General features: G+C 74.3%; 15 protein-coding genes. 5 read left to right on the top strand and 10 right to left on the bottom strand.

Features of this window, described 5'->3' with window-relative positions:
* Positions 1-291: 291 nt before the first annotated feature.
* The gene (locus tag ACFWJ4_RS02270; protein ID WP_049649967.1) at positions 292-984 is read right to left on the bottom strand and encodes a metal-dependent transcriptional regulator; all 693 of its coding nucleotides are present in this window, start codon (positions 982-984) and stop codon (positions 292-294) included.
* A 221-nt stretch (positions 985-1,205) separates the two neighbouring features.
* Between ACFWJ4_RS02270 and ACFWJ4_RS02265 the strand changes: the two genes are divergently transcribed.
* The 3 genes from ACFWJ4_RS02265 (at position 1,206) to ACFWJ4_RS02255 (ending at position 4,105) form a co-directional block, all read left to right on the top strand.
* Positions 1,206-1,970 carry a sugar isomerase domain-containing protein gene (locus ACFWJ4_RS02265; protein ID WP_380538479.1) on the top strand — a complete coding sequence of 255 codons (765 nt, stop codon included), beginning with the start codon at positions 1,206-1,208 and terminating at the stop codon, positions 1,968-1,970.
* A gap of 297 nt (positions 1,971-2,267) precedes the next feature.
* Positions 2,268-3,185, top strand: a complete 918-nt coding sequence (locus ACFWJ4_RS02260) for a DUF4231 domain-containing protein (RefSeq protein WP_380538385.1) — start codon at positions 2,268-2,270, stop codon at positions 3,183-3,185.
* Between the two features lie 23 nt (positions 3,186-3,208).
* On the top strand, positions 3,209-4,105 hold the full coding sequence (locus tag ACFWJ4_RS02255; RefSeq protein ID WP_359902164.1) for an alpha/beta fold hydrolase: 897 nt from the start codon (positions 3,209-3,211) through the stop codon (positions 4,103-4,105).
* Here ACFWJ4_RS02255 and ACFWJ4_RS02250 read toward each other — a convergent pair.
* The 3 genes from ACFWJ4_RS02250 to ACFWJ4_RS02240 all read right to left on the bottom strand — a co-directional run bounded on the left by ACFWJ4_RS02250 (position 4,076) and on the right by ACFWJ4_RS02240 (position 10,650).
* The gene (locus ACFWJ4_RS02250) at positions 4,076-5,038 is read right to left on the bottom strand and encodes a 2-hydroxyacid dehydrogenase (RefSeq protein ID WP_380538383.1); all 963 of its coding nucleotides are present in this window, start codon (positions 5,036-5,038) and stop codon (positions 4,076-4,078) included. The two genes, ACFWJ4_RS02255 and ACFWJ4_RS02250, sit on opposite strands and share 30 nt — an antisense overlap.
* Before the next feature lie 105 nt (positions 5,039-5,143).
* Positions 5,144-9,151, bottom strand: coding sequence for an FxSxx-COOH system tetratricopeptide repeat protein (gene fxsT / locus ACFWJ4_RS02245; protein ID WP_380351892.1), 4,008 nt, complete (start codon positions 9,149-9,151; stop codon positions 5,144-5,146).
* The gene (locus ACFWJ4_RS02240; protein WP_380538381.1) at positions 9,148-10,650 is read right to left on the bottom strand and encodes a TIR-like protein FxsC; all 1,503 of its coding nucleotides are present in this window, start codon (positions 10,648-10,650) and stop codon (positions 9,148-9,150) included. Before ACFWJ4_RS02240 ends, fxsT begins: the two co-directional genes overlap by 4 nt.
* A gap of 198 nt (positions 10,651-10,848) precedes the next feature.
* Between ACFWJ4_RS02240 and ACFWJ4_RS02235 the strand changes: the two genes are divergently transcribed.
* The gene (locus tag ACFWJ4_RS02235; RefSeq protein WP_359902156.1) at positions 10,849-11,043 is read left to right on the top strand and encodes a DUF397 domain-containing protein; all 195 of its coding nucleotides are present in this window, start codon (positions 10,849-10,851) and stop codon (positions 11,041-11,043) included.
* A 63-nt stretch (positions 11,044-11,106) separates the two neighbouring features.
* On the opposite strand, the gene ACFWJ4_RS02230 is transcribed toward ACFWJ4_RS02235, so the two are convergent.
* Positions 11,107-12,036 (bottom strand): helix-turn-helix transcriptional regulator, encoded by a 930-nt coding sequence (locus ACFWJ4_RS02230; RefSeq protein WP_380538379.1) that lies wholly within the window; start codon positions 12,034-12,036, stop codon positions 11,107-11,109.
* Positions 12,037-12,127: 91 nt separating this feature from the next.
* Here ACFWJ4_RS02230 and ACFWJ4_RS02225 point away from each other — a divergent pair, with 91 nt between their 5' ends.
* Positions 12,128-12,694: an NIPSNAP family protein gene (locus tag ACFWJ4_RS02225; protein ID WP_380538377.1), complete on the top strand. Its 567-nt coding sequence runs from the start codon at positions 12,128-12,130 to the stop codon at positions 12,692-12,694.
* Positions 12,695-12,800: 106 nt separating this feature from the next.
* Here the strand turns inward: ACFWJ4_RS02225 and ACFWJ4_RS02220 are convergent, their stop codons facing one another.
* The 5 genes from ACFWJ4_RS02220 to ACFWJ4_RS02200 form a co-directional block, all read right to left on the bottom strand.
* Positions 12,801-13,304 carry an N-acetyltransferase gene (locus ACFWJ4_RS02220; protein WP_380538375.1) on the bottom strand — a complete coding sequence of 168 codons (504 nt, stop codon included), beginning with the start codon at positions 13,302-13,304 and terminating at the stop codon, positions 12,801-12,803.
* Positions 13,305-13,538: 234 nt separating this feature from the next.
* Entirely contained in the window at positions 13,539-14,252 is a 714-nt protein-coding gene (locus ACFWJ4_RS02215; protein WP_380538373.1) for an aminoglycoside N(3)-acetyltransferase, read from the bottom strand.
* A gap of 155 nt (positions 14,253-14,407) precedes the next feature.
* On the bottom strand, positions 14,408-16,813 hold the full coding sequence (locus tag ACFWJ4_RS02210) for an FxsB family cyclophane-forming radical SAM/SPASM peptide maturase (protein WP_380538371.1): 2,406 nt from the start codon (positions 16,811-16,813) through the stop codon (positions 14,408-14,410).
* 61 nt (positions 16,814-16,874) lie between these two features.
* Entirely contained in the window at positions 16,875-17,060 is a 186-nt protein-coding gene (locus ACFWJ4_RS02205; RefSeq protein ID WP_355268748.1) for a hypothetical protein, read from the bottom strand.
* A gap of 368 nt (positions 17,061-17,428) precedes the next feature.
* The gene (locus tag ACFWJ4_RS02200; protein WP_380538369.1) at positions 17,429-18,496 is read right to left on the bottom strand and encodes an aKG-HExxH-type peptide beta-hydroxylase; all 1,068 of its coding nucleotides are present in this window, start codon (positions 18,494-18,496) and stop codon (positions 17,429-17,431) included.
* Positions 18,497-18,693: the final 197 nt, after the last annotated feature.

Genomic DNA, 18,693 nt, shown 5'->3' with positions numbered 1-18,693 from the left:
CCACCGGGGACGGGGCCCGTCATACGCATGTCCGGATAAGGCTTCCGTGTACCCGCTGGTCAACGGGAGAAGCCCCTCGTACGAGTGACGGCACTCAAGGATTGCCATGATCGGCCGAGGGGAGGAATTGCGGTGTGTGGGGACGCCGGCAGGGGCGCTCGGACGGGGAAGCCGGGCGGCGGCGACGGAGGGGAACAGGAGGGGACGGGAGGGAACGGGAGGGAACGGGGAGGCGAGCGGGCCCGCTGCACGTGGAGCAGCGGGCCCGCTCGGCTGTTCGCGTCCGGTGCCTCAGGCCTGGGCGACGAAGACGTGCTGGGCGATGTCCTTGCCCAGCTCCGCCGCGTTGTCCCCGGTGCCGACCAGCACGCCGCCGACGCCGGCGCTCACCTTGACCGTGGAGCCCGGCCGGACACCGGCCCGGCGCAGGGTGCTCATCAGCGCGCTGTCCGTCTGGATCGGCTCGCCGATCCGGCGGACCACCACGTCGGCCCCGGCCTCGCCCGGCTTGACGGTGTCCAGCGGGACGAGTCCGGCGTCGAAGCCCTCACCCTCCGCCTTGGTGTCGCCCAGCTCGTCCAGGCCCGGGATCGGGTTCCCGTACGGCGACTGGGTGGGGTGGCCGAGCATGGCGAGCACCTTGCGCTCGACCGTCTCGCTCATCACGTGCTCCCAGCGGCAGGCCTCCTCGTGCACCTGCTCCCACTCCAGGCCGATCACGTCGACGAGCAGGCACTCGGCGATGCGGTGCTTGCGCATGACGCGCACCGCGAGCCGGCGGCCCTCCTCGGTCAGTTCGAGGTGGCGGTCCCCGGCGACCTGGAGCAGCCCGTCACGCTCCATCCGGCCGACCGTCTGGCTGACGGTGGGGCCGCTCTGTTCCAAGCGCTCCGCGATCCGGGCACGCATCGGGACGATGCCCTCCTCCTCCAGCTCCAGGATGGTGCGAAGGTACATCTCAGTGGTGTCGATCAGCCCAGACATCGCCGCTGGCTCCGTTCTTCGGTGTCCTCACCGCCAATTCTGACGTACCGGACCGACAACCGGGCCCGCCCCGGGGCTCCGGAGGCCCGTTTTGTTCCTGTTGACAACGATGCCACCGGGGCGCGACCGTGCTCGCCGAAGCTTTCTCCACCGGCGGTCTGGACCACCCGGACCACCCCACCCGGCCGGAATCCCCCACCGGCAGAGAGCGAAGGCAGCAGATGAACGACCTGGTCGGCCGGTACTTCGACGCCGCGATCTCCCACCTCCAGCGGGTCCGCGAGGAGGAGGCCGACACCATCGAGGCCGCCGCCGCGCTGCTGGCGGAGGCGATGACCGAGGGTCGCCGGGTCTTCACCTTCGGTGCCGGGCACTCCGCGCTGCCGGCCCAGGACGTGGTCTACCGGGCCGGCGGACTGGTCCCGGTGAACCTGCTGAACGTGCCCGGGACGGCCGGGGTGACGGTGATGCCCGCGCCGCTGTCCAGCGCGCTGGAGCGGGTCTCCGGACTGGCCACCGCCACCCTGGACCTGACCCCGGCGACCGCCGGGGACCTGCTGTTCGTGATCTCGCTCTCCGGCCGCCAGGTGATGCCGGTCGAGCTGGCCCGCTACGCCCGGGACCGCGGCCTCAAGGTGGTCGGTGTGACCTCGCTGGCGTACCCGCGGGAGGTGCCCTCGGCGCACCCGAGCGGCACCTACCTGAAGGACCACTGCGACGTGGTGCTGGACAGCAAGATCGCGGTCGGCGACGGCGAGCTGACCCACCCGGGCGCCGAGACCACCTTCGGCCCGGTCTCCACCATCGTGACCAGCGCGCTGATGCAGGCCGTGGTCGCCTCGGCGGTCGGCCGGCTGGCCGACCGGGCGGCCGCCGGGGAGTGCCCCGCGCCGCCGCTGTTCCGCTCCGGCAACGTCCCGGGCGGCACCGAGTGGAACGCCGAGCAGATGGCCGAGAACACCGAGCGGGTCTTCTACACCTACTGAGCGGCACCCGCCGGGCCGCACCCGCCGACCGCACGCACCGGCCCGCACTCCGCCGGGCCGCACCGGCAGGTCGCCCGCGCACATCCGCCGGCCGGTGCGCGCCCCCACCACCTCCCGCACGCTGGGTGCCGACCCGAACACGGGGAGTACCGGACAACCACCGGGGCTTCCCGGCCACATCCGGCCGCCCCGGCCGTCACCAGGCGTACCGGCGAGTCCCCCGGGGCAGGAGAGCGGTGCGACCGGAGCGACTGGTGGGGGCCGAACATGGCGTCTGTTGCGGGACGGACCGGGTGGGTGCGTGAGCGGGACCTGCTGCCCGAGTTCTTCTGGGCCGCCGACTCGGCGTCGCTGCGCGGGCAGCGGCGCTCGGTGCTGCTCTCCGCCTGGGAACTGGTCCTGCTGGTGGCCGCCGCGGCGACCGGCTCGGCCGACGGCGAGCCCTGGGCCTGGCCGGCGGCGGCCGCCTACCTCGGCGCGATCGTGCTGGCGGTGGTGATCAGCCAGCAGAACCCGCAGGGCCTCTGGTACGAGGGGCGGGCCGCCGCCGAGTCGGTGAAGACGCTGGCCTGGAAGTACGCCGTCCGGGCCGACGCCTACCAGCCCCCGCCGCGCGCCCTGCCGGACGCCGAGGGCCTGTACCGCTTCCAGCTCTCCGGGGTGCTCGGCGCGTTCCGGGACAGCCCGGTGGCCGTCCCGGACGCCGGGGTGGAGATCACCCCGGCCATGCACGACCTGCGCGGCCAGCCGCTGGCGGTGCGCCGCGAGGTGTACCTGGCCGAGCGGATCCAGCTGCAGCACGACTGGTACCGCGCCAAGGCCCGCTACTGCGCCCGCGCCGGGCACTGGGCCGGGGTGCTGGGCGTGCTGCTGCCCGCGCTCGGCCTGGTGCTCGCCCTGCTGCGGGCGCTCGGCGCGTTCAGCTACGACGCGCTGGGCACGGTCTCGGCGGTGGCCGCCTCGGTCACCGCCTGGGCGCAGCTGCGCCAGTACCGGCCGCTGGCCGCCGCGTACGCCCTGGCCGCCGAGGAGCTGGCACAGATCCAGCGCCAACTCGCCCAGCTGGACCTGGAGTCGATGGAGGCCGAGGAGATCTGGGCCCGCCTGGCCCGGGACGCCGAGGACGCGATCTCCCGCGAGCACACCACCTGGCAGGCCCGCCGGGAGGTACGCACCACCACCGACCGGGAGCACGCAACCGACCCGGAGCACTGAGGAGGCCGCAGGTGTCGTTACGGATGATCAAAACGGCGGACGACCGCGCGCTCGCCGTCGAGTCCCTCGGCGACCCGCGCGGCCGTCCGGTGTTCCTGCTGCACGGCATGCCCGGCAGCCGGGTCGGCCCGCACCCGCGCAGCACCGTGCTGTACCGGCTGGGCGTGCGGCTGATCTCGTACGACCGGCCGGGCTACGGCGACTCGACCCGACTGTTCGGCCGCCGGGTGAGCGCGGCGGCCGCGGACGTGCGGACCATCGCGGACGAGTTCGGGCTGGACAGCTTCGCGGTGCTCGGCCGCTCCGGCGGCGGCCCGCACGCGCTGGCCTGCGCGGCGCTGCTGCCGGGGCGGGTCAGCCGGGCGGCGGTGCTGGTCGGCCTCGCGCCGCGCAACGCGGCCGGCCTGGACTGGTACGCGGGGATGACGCCGTCCAACGTCCGCGCCTACCAGGAGGCCGAGCGCGGGCACGGCCGGATCGCCGACGCGATGGAGTTCCGCTCCCGGCAGATCAAGGACGACCCGGTCCGGCTGCTGAACGGGCTGCGCACCGAACTCTCCGCCGCCGACCGGGAGGTGGTGGCCGACAGCGGACTGCGGCGGATGCTCCAGAGCAACTACCGGGAGGCGTTCCGGCACGGCGCCGACGGCTGGATCGACGACGTGCTGGCCTTCACCGCCGACTGGGGGTTCGAGGTCGGGTCGGTCCGGGTGCCGACCTGGCTCTGGCACGGCGCGGACGACCAGTTCTCGCCGGTCGACCACTCCCGCTGGCTGGCCGACCACATCCCGGACGCCGAACTGTTCCTGGAGCCCGGCGCCGCGCACTTCGGGGCGTTCCGGGTGATGACCACCGCGCTGGCCTGGGCCGCGGGCTGGGGCGGCCCGGGCTCAGACCTCCACCGGCGTCAGGGGCGCTGAGCCGCCGAGCACCGCCAGCACGTTGTCCACCGCCAGGCCGCCCATCGCCTGCCGGGTGCGGACGGTGGCGCTGCCCAGGTGCGGGGCGAGCACCGCGCGCTCCTGGGCGAGCAGCGCGGACGGGACGGCCGGCTCGTGCTCGAAGTTGTCCACGGCGGCGGCGAACAGCGCGCCGGACTCCAGCGCGGCGGCCAGCGCCTCCTCGTCCACCACGCCCGCGGTCATGCTGACCACCACCGCGCCGCGCGGCAGCAGGGCGAGGCGGCGGGCGTCCAGCAGGTGCCGGGTCCCCTCGGTGAACGGGCAGGTGACGACCAGCACGGTGGAGGTGGCGAGCAGTTCCTCCAGCGGCTTCCAGTCGGCGCCCTCGGCCTGACCGATCGGCAGTTCGCGGCGGTTGTGGTAGCTGACCGGCATGTCGAAGGCGCGGGCCCGGCGGGCCACCGCCCGGCCGATCCGGCCCATGCCGAGCACGCCCAGCGGGGTGCCGGCCAGCTCCAGGCCGAGCAGGAAGTTCGGCGCCCAGGCCCAGGACGCGCCGGAGCGCAGCAGCCGTTCGCCCTCGCCGAGCCGGCGGGTGGCGGCCAGCAGCAGCGCCCAGGCCATGTCGGCGGTGGCGGTGGTGAGCACGCCCGGGGTGTTGGTGACCAGGACGCCGCGTTCGGCGCAGGCGGCCACGTCCACGTTGTGGTAGCCGACGGCGTGGTTGGCGACGACGGCCAGCTGCGGGCCGGCCGCGTCGAGGAACCCGGCGTCCACCCGGTCGTCCAGGGTGGTGATCACGGCCCGCCGGCCGCGGACGGCGTCCAGCAGCGCGGCCCGGTCCATCGCCAGGTCGGAGTCGTGACAGGTGGCGGCGTGGTGCGCGGTGAGCCGTTCGACGACGCCGGGGGCGAGGCGCCGGGTGACCAGGACCGGGGGCGGGGTGCTCATGGTCAGGGAGCGTACCCCCGGTCCGGCTGCGCACCCTCGTCCGGCGGCGCATCCCTCGCCGGGTGCGCACCCCTGGTTCGGGTGCGCACCCCGCCCCCTTCCCGGTCAGACCGGCTGCGGCTCCAGGTCGCGGTTGATCCGCTTCCAGCCCCGCGCGGAGACCGTGTTGGGGTGCTCCTCGCCGACCTGCCGGATCAGCTCGGAGATAGCCCGCGCCCTCAGCTCGGCCGCCTGGGTGTGCCGCCCGCCGGACCGCAGGGTGATCGCCAGGTTGGCCTCGCAGGCCACCGCGTCCGGGTGCTGGGCGCTGTAGCGGTCGCACAGCCCCTGGTACGCGGCCCGGCCGAGCCGCTCGGCGCGGTCCAGCTGCCCGTCGTCGCCGTAGGCGTTGGCCAGGTTGATCATCGCGTTGAGGGTGTACGGGTGCTCCGGCCCGACCGAGCGGGTCAGCCCCTCGACGGTGAGCCGGCCGCGCTCGATGGCGCCCGGGACGTCGCCGCTGCCCCGCAGGTAGATGCCGAGGTTGTTGGCGCAGGCCAGGGTGAACGGGTGCTCGTCGCCGAACAGCCGCCGGTGGCCCTCGAAGACGGTGGAGCAGAGGTCGCGGGCGGCCTCCTTGTCGCCGGAGGCGCTGTGGTCGGCGGCCAGGTTGAGCGCGCAGGCGAGCGCGTCGGGGGCGTCGGCGCCGTAGCGCTCCAGGTAGCGCTCGTAGGTCTCCTTGGTGATCCGGCGGGCCTCGGCGAGCTGGCCGATCCGGCGCAGCGAGACGGCCAGCGACTTGGCGTTGCGCAGGTTCTCCGGCAGGTCCGGGTCGAGCACGTCGCCGAGGTCGGAGGTGACCTCCTGGAGCAGGTCCACCGAGCCGCGGTAGTCGCCGAGTTCGCGCAGGTCGCGGGCCAGGTTGGACTTGGTGGACAGGGTGTAGGGGTGCTTGGGGCCGAGGACGGCGGTGCGCCGGTCGAGGGTCTCCTGGTCGAGTTCGCGGGCCGCCTCGCTGTCGCCGACCAGCCGGTAGTCGATCGCCAGGTTGTTCGCCATGGAGAGCGTGCGCGGGTTGTCGTCGCCGAACAACTCGCGGAACTGGTCGAGGATTTCGCGGTCGAGGTCGAGCGCGGCCTGGAACCGGCCGAGCGCCCGGCGGTCGGCGCCGAGTGAGCCGGCCGTCATCAGGGTGTACGGGTGGTGCTCGCCGAGCAGGCCCCGCTGGCGCTCCAGGGTGTCCTCGTCCAGGGCCAGCGCCTCGCCGTAGTTGCCCTGGGAGCGCAGCACGTTGGCGAGTTGGAAGCGCAGCAGCAGGGTCTGCCGGTCGTTCTCGCCGAGCTTGCCGGTCCACTCCACGTCCAGGGCGTGGCCGAGGTCGCGGGCGCGGTCGAGCTCGCCGCGCTTCCACAGGTAGCGGACCCGGTCGATGAGCAGCTGGCGGGTGTCCGCCTCGTCGCAGTTGTGCGCCTTGGACGGCGACAGGTGCGGCCAGATCTCGTCGAAGGCGGGCCAGTTGGCCGGGTCGTCGGTGTCGCCGAGGACGGGCCGGGCGCCGGTGAGGATGCGGTGCACCTCGTGGACGGCGATCTCCTGCTCGTCGGCGGTCATCCCGGCCCGGATCACCGCCTGGACGAGCCGGTGCACCTGGAAGCTGTTGCTGCCGGCGTCGACCTTGGCCAGCGCGTACCGGCCGATCGCCTGGATCACCTTGCCCAGCATGAACTTGTCGCTGAGGTCGGCGTCGAACTTCACCAGCGCCCGGATCATCTGGTCGCTGTAGAAGAGGTTCATCGAGATCGGCTCGGGCGCGAAGAACGCGCACAGCTGGAGCAGCCGGACGGCTGCCGGGGACTGCTGGCGCAGCCGTCCGATCGACACGTTCCAGGTCGCGGCGACCGGCGTCGGGTAGTCGGCCGGGCGGCCGACGGCCAGCGCGCGGGCGGCCTCGGCGTGCAGTTGGGAGACGTAGGTCTCCACCGGGGTGCCGGTGGTGTCCAGCCAGGCGGCGGCCACCTCGACGGCCAGCGGCAGGTCCCCGACCGCCTCGGCGACCCGGTCGGCGTCCGGGCGGGAGAGGCTGCGGGCGCGCCGGCACAGGTGCTCGACGCTCTCGCCGCGGGTGAAGACGTCGACCTCCAGCGCCTCGGCGTGCCCGGTCCAGGCCTGGTTGCGGGAGGTGACCAGGATGTGGCCGGAGCCGCCGGGGAAGAACCGGCGGATCTCGGCGGGCTCGTCGGCGTTGTCGAAGATCAGCAGCCAGCGCGAGGTGGGCACGCCGCGCCGCAGCGCCTCCCTGGCCGCCTCGGCGGCCTCGGTCACCGAGTCGCCGACCCGCAGGCCCAGCCGGCGGGCGAGTTCGGCCAGCGCCGGCGCGACCAGCTCGGTCTGCTCGGCGTCGATCCACCAGACCAGGTCGTAGTCGGACATGAAGCGATGGGCGTACTCCAGCGCCACCTGGGTCTTGCCGACGCCGCCGAGCCCGTACAGGGTCTGCGGGGTGGGCAGCACGGCCGCCATGCCGCCGCGCAGCTGGTTGCGCAGCTGCTCCAGGACGGCGGAGCGGCCGGTGAAGGAGGGGTTGCGCGGCGGGACGTCCCACACCGAGGGCTTGCTGCCGGGGAAGCGCGGGCCGCCGCTGGGCGCGTCGTCGAGCGGGGTGTCGCCGCGGCCGAGCGCGCGCAGCAGGCTCTGGATCGACTGCGTCTCGTCGCGGCCGACCAGGTCGACCGGGTTGCGGTTGCTGAACGGCGCGGTGAGCCGCACGTCGCCGACCCGGACGGGCAGCAGCTGGCGCCGGGTGCCGGAGGGGTCGGAGCTGACCACCGACTCCCACAGCGCCCGCGCCTGCGGGGAGCGCTGGTAGGCGGGCGAGAGCACGGCGACCGTCCGGTACGCGGAGTCGATGCCGCGCTCGGTCTCCTCGCGCGGGTCGGTGCCGGCGCTGAGGTCGCGCGGCAGCACCCGGAAGCCGGCCCTGGTCAGGACGGACTCGATCCAGTCCGCCCACATCCGGTCCTCGGGGACGTAGGAGAGGTAGAGGTCGGCGGGCACGGACGGGCGGCGGCGGGTGAACGCGTCCACGAAGCGCAGCCGCACCTCCTCGTCCACCGGTGGCAGGCCGGCCGCCCGGCCCTCGGTGATCATGGAGGTGAGCCGCTCGCAGGCGGCCAGCATCGAGGTGGGCGTGCCGGTCTGGTCGCCGAAGGTGGCGAGGATCTCCTCGTAGGCGTAGAACGGCCGGTACGGGATCTCCACCGAGCCCCAGTACTGGGCGAGTTCCTCGCCGTCGAAGCCGGCCGGCAGCCCGTCGAAGCGGACCCGGGCGAGGGCGCGGCCGGCGTCGGCCTTCTCCTTCTCGCCCTCGTCGATGCGCATCGGGACGGGCAGGATCCGGATCCCGCGCTCGCGGTAGCGGTCGTGGATGTGCTGGGCGATCCGGGAGGCACCGTCGATGGACTGGTCGCTGAGGGTGAAGCAGACCACCAGGTCGTCGGGCATCTGGACGGTGCAGATCTCGGCGATGTCGGAGAGGCCGGTGCGGGAGTCGATCAGCACGTAGTCGTAGCGCTTGGCCATGTCGGCCTTGAGGGCGTCGAAGAACTGCCCGCCGTCGAAGCGGTCGTAGAAGATGTCCCAGTCGAGGTGGGTGACGGCCTCGGAGTAGTCGCGGTTGAACTGGCCCGCGGAGAGGAAGTCCAGGCTGCCGCCTGCCGGGAAGTGCGGCCAGGTGAGCGAGAGCGCGTGCGGGTGCACCCGGGCGAAGTCCAGGTGCCAGCCCTCGGCGTGCTCGACCGGGCGCAGCGCCTCCTCGCGGTACTCGGCGATCAGGTCCATCATCCCGGTGGTCCCGGCCAGCGAGGCCGGGTCGAGGAACGGGTGGAAGAACTTGGCGAGGCCGGGCGCCTCCAGGTCCCAGTCCACGGTGAGCACGCGGAAGCCGTTGGCGGCCAGGATCCAGGCGGTGTTGGCGAGCGCCATGGTGCGGCCGGTGCCGCCCTTGTACGAGTAGAAGGTGATGATCCGGCCGTTGCGGTCCTGTTCCGCCGCCTGCCGCTCGGCCTCCCGCTGGGCGGCCAGGTCGGCGGAGGTGAGCCCGCCGAGACGGAGGTTCCTGGTGCGGTTGTCAGTCATCGCGGTCCTCGTCCTCCCAAGGGCGCCATCCCGTCATCGGGTTCATCGCCGTCGTCGCGGTACGGGTCGTGCTCGCGGTGCGGGTCGCGCTCACGGTGCGGGTCGCGCTCACGGTGCGGGTCGTCGCCGTTGTCCCGACGTCGGTGGGTGGTGCTGGTGGTGCGGCCGGTGCCGTCTCCGTCGGCGCGGTCGTCGCCCCGGTCGTCCTCGAAGGGGTCCGACGGGGATCCGTCCGGTCCGTACCCGCCCGCGCCGCGCCGGAACGCGTCCCGCAGGCTCGGCCGGGGCGGCGGCGGTTCCTCCGGCTCGGCCCGGGTGCGGCCCTCGAACGCGTACTTGGCCTTCATCGCCGCCCGGGGCAGCGCGTCGTCGAAGTCCTCCAGGGAGTGCAGCCCGGTCGGTCCGGTCGCGCCGAGGAAGCTCGGCCGGCTCGCCCGCCGGGTGATGCGCAGCGTCTCGTCGGTCAGGTCGCCCAGCTCGTCGGCGCGGTCGGCGCACTCCGGGTCGTCGCCGTTGAACGGCTCCAGGATGCTCACCCAGGTGGCGTCCGAGCGGTCGAAGCGGCGGACCAGCTCGCGCCGGCGCGGGTCGCGCAGCGCCCAGCGGTCGAGCAGCAGCAGGCCGGGCGCCTCGGCGTTGCCCCCGATGATCGACTCGACCTCCTCGTCGAACTCGTGCACGGTCGGCTGGAACCCCAACTGCCGGGCGAGGCGCGCCGCGTGCTGGGCGATCGGCGAGCCGACCGGCCGGTACGGGTGCCAGTCGGTGCGCCGCTCGCCGTAGTAGTCGGGGCTGCGGTCGGCGGGCAACTCGTTCTGGTGGTAGGCGAGTACGGAGATCCGCAGCTGCTTGGTCGGGGCGGTGACGTTGAACGCGCTCGGCAGGCCGTTGAATCCCAGCCGCCGCCCGACCGGGATCACCGTCTCCTCCGCGACCTGCACGATCCGGGCCGCCAGCCGGTGCACCGCCAGCTCGTAGGAGGAGCGGAAGTAGCTGAGCTTCATCAGGGCGTACAGGCCCTCGGTGGCGTACTCGGGCCCGAAACTCGCGTGGTTGAACTGGAGTTCACTGGCCACGTTCGGCAGCCGGTAGCGGCTCATCGGCGCCCACAGCACCGGGACGATGCCGCTGGTGCGCTCGGAGTCGAGGTTCGCCGGGTAGACCGGCCGGCGGGTGAAGGCGTGCCATTCCTGGCCGCACGGAACGCTGTTGAAGTACCTCGGGGAGTACAGGGGCACGAACACCCGACAGGTCGCCAGCTCGTCGGACAACCGTTCGGCCCACAGCTCGCCCTGGTGCATGGACTCGTCCATGAAGCCGACCGCGGCCCCGTCCGGGACGGTGGTGAGCTGGAGCACCGCCTCGCAGAGGTCCCGGTACAACTGCCTGACCCAGTGGTTCGGGTCGCTCGCGCCCCGCGCACCGGCCTTGGGGGTGTGCGCGTAGGAGAGGAAGAAGTACGGCCGGGCGTCGTCCTCGTCCCAGCCCCGGTCAGTCACACGCGCCTCCCCCGGGCCCGTCGGCAAACCTGCCTCCCGCAGCCCCCGTGCGGCGGGGCTTCAGTGTAGGAACGACTGACACCCCAATGGAATAGCACAACGTCTCGCACGAATTGACATGACCGAAACGATGCCGCCATCCGTGCACTGGGACCAGTACCCTCGATACGGCCGCCACGCACCACCAGGAGGGCACTCGTGGACCACCTCGACTGGCAGAGGTCCAGCACCAGCAGCGACAAGGATGACTGGATCGAGATCGCCTCCGAGGGCGACCACGTCTACATCCGGCAGTCCGACGACCCCACCCTCGTCGTCACCACCACCCGCATCAAGTTCAACGCCTGGGTGCTCGGCGCCAAGGCCGGCGAGTTCGACCACTTCGTCGCCTGACCCGCCCGACCCCGCCCGACCGGCACCCCGCCGGCCGGGCGCTCGGCTGTCCGAGCCCGCGGATCACCCCCCGTAGCGGGCGGCCAGGGCCCGTACCGTCCTGGCGATGCGGTCACGGAGTTCGGCCGGTTCCAGCACCTCGACGTCGGCACCCAGCCGCAGGAACTCCCCGTGCGCGTGGTCCAGCGACTCGATCGGCACCCGGGCCTCCGTCCAGCCCTCGTCCGCGGCGGCGACCCCGAGGCGCCGGGCGCCCGCCGGAGTGAGCCGGACCAGCGCCTCCCCGGTGTGCAGCCGGGCCCGGAAGTCGGCGAGGTAGCCCGTCCAGTACGCGCCCAGGCCGAAGCCGTCCGGCACCGCGAACTCCTCGTCCAGCGCGCGCAGTCCGACGACCTGATCGACCCGGTACGTACGCATCCCGCCCGGACCGGCCGCGACCAGGTACCAGCGCCCGGCCTTGAGCACCAGCCCGTACGGCTCCACCCGCCGCTCGATCTCCTCCGGCGCCCGCCAGCGCCGGTACCGCAGCACCACCGCCCGCCGCTCCCACACCGCGGCGGCGACGGCGGCCAGGTGCGGGGTCTCGTCCGCCGCGCCGTACCAGCCGGGCGCGTCGAGCAGGAAGCGCTCCTGGATCCGCCCGGCGTGCTCGCGCAGCTCCGCCGGCAGGGCCGCCCGCAGTTTGAGCTGGGCGGCGGTGAGCGCCTCGCCGAGGCCCAACTCGGCGGCGGCGCCCGGGAGTGCGGCGAGGAAGGCGGCCTGGGCCTCGTCGGCGGTCAGCCCGGTGAGGCGGGTCCGGTAGCCGTCGACCAGCCGGTACCCGCCGGCGTGTCCGGCGTCGCCGTACAGCGGGACTCCGGCGGCGGCGAGCGCCTGGACGTCCCGGTAGACCGTACGGACGGAGACCTCCAGCTCCCCCGCCAACTGCTCGGCGGTCAGCCGGCCCCGGTTCTGGAGCAGCAGGAGCAGGGCGACCAGCCGACTCGCGCGCATGCCGCCCAGTATTCACTGACAGGTGGTGTCAGGAGAGCACTCCTACGCTGCGGCGCATGAACGACTTCACCCGCACCGGCGCGGCCACGGCATGAACCTCATCGTCGAACTCCGCCAGTACACCCTGCACCCCGGCGCCCGGGAGACCCTGATCGAGCTGTTCGAGCGCGAGTTCGTGACCGGCCAGCAGGCGGTCGGCATCACCGTCGGCGGCCGCTTCCGCGACCTCGACGATCCGGACCGCTTCGTCTGGCTGCGCGCCTTCCCCGACATGGCCGACCGGCGGCGCGCCCTGGAGGCCTTCTACGGCGGCCCGGTCTGGCAGGAGCACCGCGATGCGGCCAACGCCACCATGGTCGACAGCGACGACGTCCTGCTGCTGCGCGGCCCCGGATTCACATCGCGTGCGGGCGGCCGAGAGGTCCTCGCCACCGTCTGCCACCCGGCCGCCTCGGCGACCGTCCACGGCGGCGCCTTCGACTCCTTCGCCACCGAACACTTGCTCCCGGAGCATGCGTTGCACCGCACCGAGCACGCCGAGAACGACTTCCCCCGACTGCCCGTCCGCACCGGCGAGGACGTCCGCGTCTGGTTCGGCCCCGCCGAGCCGGCCCCCTGGCCGTCCCGGCGGCTCCGGCTGGAACCGGTCGGGCCGTAGCCGCCGGGTGCACGCCGGCGTGCCCGGTACGCCCGCGCCCTCAGGGGCCCATGACGCTCGTCCCCCGCGCCCCGGCGTGGGCCGGGGCACGGGGGACGAGGTCGGCTCACGCGCCGGCGTGCGCGGGCAGGGCGAGCCAGTCCGACCAGGAGATCTCACGGCCGAGGAAGCGGGGCCGCTCGAACGGCCAGTCGGCGGCGATCCACCGCGGCACCAGGGCGTCCATGGCCCGCTCGACCTCGCTGCCCACCAGCTCGTCCACCACCCACCAGGCGATCTCGCCGTCCGCACCGGCCTTCGCGGGCGGGTCGATGTAGACGCAGCCGAGCAGGGCCGTCTCGGCCGCGTCGAGCAGCGCGTAGTTGAAGGACTGGTGTGCGGCGATCTCCTTCTCGTGCCGCAGCAGGTCGGCCTGGTTGGCCTCGAAGGTCATGGTGGCCGCGGGCCAGCCCCAGGCCGGACCGAAGAGGGTCCACAGCCGTTCGCGCGAGCCCATCACGGCCGGGTAGTCGAGCGGGGCATCCGCCTCCCGGACCGGCCGCAGGTGATGGGCCCCGCCCGGCAGCGGCACCTGGACGGGATGGACGAAGTCATCGGGAAGCCAGCTCATGGCGCCCGACCGTAGCACCGCACGGACGCCCGACCCGCTGGATTTTCCCCGCACCGCCCGGACGTCCCGCACCCGCCGGCCCCTCCGCCGAAACACCAACCACCGAAGTCTCGCGGGAAGTCGGCCGGGCCGACTCCCCGCGCACGCGACGGGGACGGGCGGGGCGAGGAGGAGGGGCGGGGCGAGGAGGAGGGGCGGGATCAGGTGTTGAGGGGTGCGAACGAGGAGCGGGGTTCAGGGGCGGCCGCGGCGCAGGACGGCCTCGGCGAGGTCGACGGCCTCCCGCACCGGGACGAGCCGGCAGTCGGCGGTGCCGATGCGGGCGGTGGTGATGCCGCGGGCGGTGCGCAGGACCTCCTCCCCGAGGCGGTCGAAGTGGAGGTCGTCGAGGTCGGGGGCCCGGAAGGTGGTCCAGCCGTCCGCGCCGACGCAGCGGTACTCGCGCACCGTGACGTCGGGCATGCGCAGGTCGGCCAGGTGGAAGGCGGTGAACCGGCCCATCGGCACGCCGAGCATCAGCACCCGGGCGTCCAGTTCGTAGAGCCGCCCGAGCGGCGACTCCGGGCCGAGGTGGGAGGTCAGCGGGTGGCGCCCGGTGATCTCCCGGGCGAGCCGGCCCACGGCCGCCCAGGAGGTCTGCGGGTGGTGGCTGCGCAGTGCGCCCGGGTGGGTGCGGACCGCCTCCGACAGCGCCCCCATGGAGGGCGAGGCCGGGGTGGTGGCCGGATCGAAGCGGGGCATCCGGGCCTGGTAGTCGGCCACCGCCGCCGGGGAGAGACCTGCGGTGGCGCGCTGGTGGACGCGGGAGGTGGCGGAGTTCTCGGGCGTGGCGGTGTAGGCGACCAGGGTGCCGTCGGGGCCGAGGACTTCGAGCAGGGCCTCGACCACACCGGCCGCCCCTCCGGGCACCGGTCCGAGGGCGCGCAGGGACGCCTGGACGTGCAGCACCGTGCCCGGACGGACCCCGAGGTCGGCGAGGTCGCGGACGAGGGGATGGACGGGGGAGGCGACGGCGACGCCGCCGCGGGGTTCGGTGAGGATGGCGTTTCCCCGGGGTTGATGGCCCCGGGCGAGGGAGGACCCGGGGCGGCGGGAGTGGGAGGTCAGACCCCGGCCCGTTCGCGCCGTACCCGGTCGGCCGCCTGCTCGGCGGCGGCGGGCAGCGGCAGGGCGAGCCAGGGTGCCACGGTGGCACGCATGCCGTCGGCGAAGCGCGAGCCGGTCCCGGTCAGGGCCCCGGACGACGCCAGCCGCTCCACGGCTTCGGCGGTGTACCGCCGCCAGAGCGCGAACTGCTCCCGTGCCCGGTCGGCGGCCGGTCCCGGCAGTCCGTCGTACGCGCGGGTGCGGGTGCCCCAGTACTCGGTGACGGCCAGGTGGGCGTACGTGCCCTGGAGCAGCCCTTCGAGCGGCCGGGGGTCGGGCCGCCAGGGGGCGAGGTACAGCGTGGTGTCGGCGCGGTCGTACAGGTCCGTCAGGTCCAGCACCGCGCCGAGCTTGACGTGCTGGAACTCGTGCGCGAGCAGCAGGGCGAGGGTCGGCGCGGTGGCGGGCCGGGCGATGCCGACCGCGCCGTACGCCTGTCGGGCCGCCGAGCTGACGTCCCGGCCGGTCGGGCCGGGCCGCAACGGGGTGACCGTCGCCAGGCCGGCCCGGATGCCCTCCGCGTACCCGGGCAGGTCCCGCCCGAGCAGCTCCCAGGCCTCGCGCAACGCGCCCGTCCAGTCGAGCAGTTCGCCCTCGGACAGGCGGTCCGCCACCGGGTGGTCGTGGCTGTCGCGCAGCGGGTCGGTGTCCTCCAGGGCGACCGTCCAGCCGCCGGCCAGCCGGACCCGCCGCAGCGGTTCGTCCGGCACGGTGCGCACCGAGCCGTCGGACGCCCGCACCTCGAAGCCGTCGGCCCGCCCGGTGACCACGGCCTCGCCGTCGGGTACGGCGATCCGGCCGAGCGTCGGCAGGTGCAGCCACCCGCCGCGGACGGGCACCGCCACCGCGTCCCCCCGCCCGGCCCGCACCGCGGCCGCCGCGGCGAGCGCGGCCAGCGGGCCGAGCCCGACCGGCAGGTCCCCGGCGAGTCTGCGGGCCGCCCAGGAGCGGGCGTACGGGTGGGCGAGCACGGTGTCCACGGCGGCGGGGGCCGCCGCGTCGAGCTCCGTCAGCAGGGCCCACGCCTCGGCGCGCCCCTGTCCGGAGGCGTCCCAGGCGGCGGCCAGCATCGCCCGGGTGAGGGCGAGTTGGGAGCGGCCGAGCGCGGCGATGGTCTCCGCGCTCCCGTATCCGCGCGCCAGCTCGTCGAGTTGCGACGGGGTGAGGGCGCCGGGCGGCAGCGGCTCGGCGCCGGACCGGGCGGCCTCGGCCGCCCGCACCGGAACACCAGTCGAACTCCCGTTCCCCGCAATGCCGTTGATGAACGTCATGAGATCACCGCAGTAGACGGAGGGATGGTCGAAGCTGCCTCCTCCATCGTCGCTCCGATAGCGGTGGGCGTACAGCCCGCCACCGCAGGAGCGGACCACGGAGCAGGCGCGGCAGGCCTCGCTCAGCCCGGCCAGGCCGGACTGGCGGGCGGCGATGCCGGGGTGGCGGGCCAGGTCGTCGAGGCTGTGCGCGAAAACGTTCATGCCGGTGACGGGCGCGCCGTCGTACGCGGTCTTCAGGCTGTCGGCCTGCTCGAAGGTCCCGTCCGTCTCCAGGACCGCCAGGTCGGAGGGCTCCAGGCCGAGCGACTCGGTGAGGCTGGAGAGTCCACGCAGGGTCCGGTGCACGGACTCGAAGGTCCGTACGGCGAACGGCCGTCCGTCCGCTTCCCACAGCCCGTGGACGGTCAGCAGCCAGTCGGCGTACGGGGTGGTGGCCGGTCCGGCGGGGCGCGCGGGCGGATCGTCCCAGGTGGCGTGCGGAAGCAGGAAGTCCACGGCGGGCGGGCGGAGTTCGGCCAGCGCCCGGTACACGGCCACCGGGTCGTTCTCGACGTCCATCGTGCACAGCAGCCCGGCGAACAGGTGCCGGTACTCGGGCTCGTTCAGCAGCGCGACCGCCCGCAGCACCTGCGGGTGGCTGCTGCGTCCGTCGGCGAACCGCCGGTGGCGGTCGTTGGCGGCCCGGTCGCCGTCCAGCGAGATGCCGACCTTGATGTCCTGCTCCGCGAACAGCGAGCAGAAGTCGCGGCTCAACAGCACGCCGTTGGTGTGGATGCGCAGGTCGAGCACGCAGCCGGGCGGGAGTGCCGCCCGGAGCGTCCCGGCGGCGCGGCGCAAGCGGTCCGGGCCGGCGAGCAGGGGTTCTCCCCCGTGCAGGACGACCCGGACGGCGGGCAGCCGGTGGGCGGCCGCGTGCTCACCGATGCGCTCGGCGGCCTTGGCCATGATCCCGTCCGCGATGACCTTCGGCCGGGAGCGCCAGCTGCTGTCCGCGTGCTCGTAGACGTAACAGTGGTCGCAGGCCAGATCGCACCTGCTGTGCATCTTGACCACGAACTGCGTCAACGGCAGCGGAATCGACGTCGTCATGGAACTGTTCGGCTCGGTTCGGTCTGCTCGGTCTGGGTTCCGCTCGGAGGTCCGGGTCGGGTCAGATCGAGGAGTTGAAGGCAGCGACCGGCACGAGGCCGGATTCCGCGCCGGGGAGCGCGCGCTGGAGCCGGGAGGCGAGCTCTTCCGCGCCGAGCGCGGCGAGATCGGCGAGGGAGGGGCGTTCCGGCGTCTCCTGAGGGTCAGTGAGCTTGCCGGCCGGCCTGGTGCTGGTTACCGGGGTCATATTCGTTTCCTTAGGCGCGGTTAGGACCTGCCGAGGGTGGGTAAGCCCACCCGGTTGCGACCAATGTAGTGCCAGCGAAGACTCCGCGCGGCACCTTGCGGACTCACGTTGAACTCCCCAGGCGGTCCACGTCGTACGACAGCGCGCTGAGCCCCCAGAATTCACCCGTTCAGCGGTCGCGCACTTCGCCCTGGCGCACGCCGAAGCGCACCGCCGGGACGAGCACCCGGACGAGCGCCCGGGCCCGCATCCGGAAGAGAACCCGTACCGGGACCAGCACCTGAAGCAGTACCTGGGCACACCCCGGGAGTGCCCGGGGAAACCCTCCGACAAGCACGCCATCCGGCCAAGCGTCCGATGTCCGGGATTCATTCCCCCGGCTCGCCGAGCTCCCGGACGGTCCGCACCAGCTCCTCGGTGAACTCCAGCCCGCTCGACGTCAGTTCGCCGCAGCCCAGGAGCGTCCGCCCGGCGGCCAGGGTGTGCGTCCGCCAGCGCGCGAACTCCCCGTGCGCGCGGGCGGCGTCGCCCGCCCCGGCGGCCGCCTCCGCCCGCCAGAAGTCCGCCACGCCCAGGTGCGCGTACGCCCCCTGGAGCAGCGCCCCGGCCGGGCGCGGGTCGGGCCGCCAGGGGGCGTGGTGGACGGCCGGGCCGTTGGGGCGGTGCAGCGGCACCAGGTCCAGCAGGGCGCCGAGTTGGACGTGGAGGAACTCGTGCACCAGGGCCAGCGCCAGCAGCACCGGATCGCCCGGCAGCGAGGCCGCCACCGCGCCGTAGGCCCGCCGGGCGGCGGCGCTCACCGCCTCCCCGCCGGGGGCGGGCCGCAGCGGGACGACGGTGGTCACGCAGGCCGCGACGGCCGCCGCATGACGGCGGTGACGGCGCGCCAGGATGTCCCAGGCCTCGGACAACCGCTGTTCCCAGAGCCCGAGTTCGGCGTCGGCGAGCGGACCGGCCGGCGGACGTCCGTAGTCCACCCGGCGCGGGCCGGCGTGGTCGATCGACGGCGCCCAGCGCAGCCCGTCGCACTCCAGCGCGAGGGGCGTGCCGGAGCCGGGGCGGAGGAACTCGCCCAGTCCGCCGAGCGGAACGTCCTCCCCCGCCGCCGCGCCGCGGAGGCAGTCGGCCGCCCAGGCGTCCAACTCGGGCCGCAGCAGCACCTCCTCCCACTGGTCCCGGTCGTCCCGCTGCAGCGCCCGGACCCGGGCGTACGCCTCCCGGTAGCCGTCGTGCTCCGGCACCGCCCGACGCAGCGCCAGCAGCAGCAGCGCCCGTTTGCTCAACTGCCCGCCGCGCAGCAGCCGGACGGCCTGCGGCCCGCCGCGCGCGCCCGCGATCGCCCGGAACGTCTCCCGGTCCACGCCGTGCCGGGGCAGCCCGTCCGCCCCGCGGGCGCCCGGTACCCCGGCCGCCACCACCTCGCCCGTACCCGCCACCGGTCCTCCTCCTCGTCCGTTCGGCTCCCGGCCCGGTCGGCCGGCCCATCGCCCAACCCGCCGGGTCCGCCCGCAGTCTCCCCGCGCCGGGGCGGATCAGCCGGACGGCGGCCGGGCATGACCCGGACGGGTGAGCCGAACCGCCGCCCGCCGACGCCCGACGCCCGACGCCCACCAGGAACCCACCGCCCGACGCC

The sequence above is a fragment of the Kitasatospora sp. NPDC127067 genome, assembly GCF_042724755.1.
Taxonomy (GTDB): Bacteria; Actinomycetota; Actinomycetes; order Streptomycetales; family Streptomycetaceae; genus Kitasatospora; species Kitasatospora lactacystinica.
The sequence above is the reverse complement of the archived record's forward strand: the minus strand, read 5'-3'. Positions and strand labels throughout refer to the sequence as shown.